Raw genomic sequence first — 1,824 nt, forward strand, 5'->3', positions numbered from 1 at the left:
ATCATGAGATACCGTATGAGGGGATACCGGTTTGTACAATTAAGAAAGTGACGACGGGCAAGGGGAATGCGTCGAAAGAAGAGATTATAGAGGCGATGCGTGCAAAAGGACACGCGCCTTGTGATGATAACGAAGCGGATGCTTTAGCGATTTTACATTTAATTAAAGAGAGGGAGATCTTATAGCGATGCCCAGTAACAAAGTGGAATGTGTAAAGTTTAATTCAGATCAGTTTTTAAAAGAGCTTATGGGTTTAAAAGCAACAGAGAAGGCAGTTTATACAACCCTTGTGTTGCTTATGAATGATAAGAAAGCGCCTCTTATCAATAATGCATCTTATTTATCAAGTTGGTGTGGGTGTTCAGTAAGAACGTTTCAAAAGACATTAGAGACTTTAATAAGCATGGGTTACATCACGCGTTTAGAGAATGGGAACTTATGGCATAGGTCATTAGCTTTTGATTATAGCATCAGTAAATTTTCAGAAAGAGCTTCAAAAGCAGCGCATATGAGATGGAGTAAGAAAAGAGAGGAGGCAATACATGTCAACTAAGTTGCCATGGACGAGGCTTTTTGCAGACAAGTGGCTTCTTGATCTTGCGCATTTGCCCGCTTTTGAAGGTTTTATATATGTGAAGTTGCGATTTCAAATGCTTCGCACTGGAGAACCGCTTAAGAATAATTTTCGAGTATTGTCTTTATTGGCTGGTTGCTCAGTTAAAAGATTTCAGAAAGCATTAGATCTTTTATTAGAAACTGGACACATTGTTTTTTCAGAAGATGGTCGTTTGTGGAGTTTACAAGTTGAGGAAGAACTCAATAACTCAAATGAAAATTTAAGTAAGTTTTCAGAAAGAGCACAAAAGGCAGCGAAGGCAAGATGGGATAAAAATAAAGATAACAGTGATGATGATGCTAAGGATGCTACAAGCAATGCACAAGCAATGCTTAATGATGCTATTAACAATAACATTAACATTAACAATAACAATAACAAAAAAAATAAAAATATTATTTTATCAAAAAGAGAAATTGAATTTGAAAATTTAGAAACAAACGATTTTGTTGACGAGCCAATCGAGTGTGATGATGTTCAATCAGAAGAAATCAAAACGATAGAAACTAAACAACCAATCATTCACGAGCAAAATAACAACATTTCAAACGAAGCTAATAATCGATGGCAAAGTAACGAAGCAATGATTGAGAAATTGCCACCACGAAAAGGTAAAAAGGTTGGCAAACAACTTTCAGAAATCGTTGACAAGATAATGCCTGCTTATTTTCCAGAGAAAGCAAACTTTTTTGAGAAAGACAAGAAAATGAGGGAAAAACAAGAAGTTGAAAGCATGTTAGAAAATTTCAAACCCGATTTGCAATACGCAATCGATCAAGGATTAACGCATGATGAAGCGTTATCAGAATATGAAAAATTTGTACGCTTTTCAAAAGCCAACCCATGTCGAAATGCTCATGAACGCGATTGGCAAAAGGCTTGGTACAATTGGATTACGCATCCAAAATATGGATTGGTAATGAATAAACACGCAGAATTAGAAATGAAAGAACTATGTACAATCACATGTTGTGAACCACTATCAGACACCTTGGTAAAATATCTCAGAAATATAGAGCCTATCAGTTCATTTGCAACATAATGAAATCGTATTTAGTTGCATTTGAAAAAACAGCAAAATAGTGAAAAGTGCTGATTGTTTTGAGAGTAGATATGGGTTTAAACAGCTAAAAAAGTACCGTACAGAGCGATTTTAGATTTTTATGATAAAAACCACATTGAAAATAAAAATGCTACTGTACGGTCCA

Annotated in this window: 2 protein-coding genes and 1 pseudogene; all 3 read left to right on the forward strand. The window is 35.3% G+C overall.

The features are described 5' to 3' along the window. Positions 1-185, forward strand: a pseudogene (locus T429_RS0108475) (hypothetical protein); the annotation flags it as partial. Positions 186-187: 2 nt separating this feature from the next. After that, complete coding sequence (locus T429_RS0108480; RefSeq protein WP_005773362.1) at positions 188-553, forward strand: helix-turn-helix domain-containing protein; 366 nt, start codon at positions 188-190, stop codon at positions 551-553. After that, the gene (locus T429_RS0108485; protein WP_005773363.1) at positions 543-1,658 is read left to right on the forward strand and encodes a DUF1376 domain-containing protein; all 1,116 of its coding nucleotides are present in this window, start codon (positions 543-545) and stop codon (positions 1,656-1,658) included. Before T429_RS0108480 ends, T429_RS0108485 begins: the two co-directional genes overlap by 11 nt. Positions 1,659-1,824: the final 166 nt, after the last annotated feature.

Source organism: Bartonella elizabethae F9251 = ATCC 49927, assembly GCF_000518165.1.
GTDB lineage: Bacteria > Pseudomonadota > Alphaproteobacteria > Rhizobiales > Rhizobiaceae > Bartonella > Bartonella elizabethae.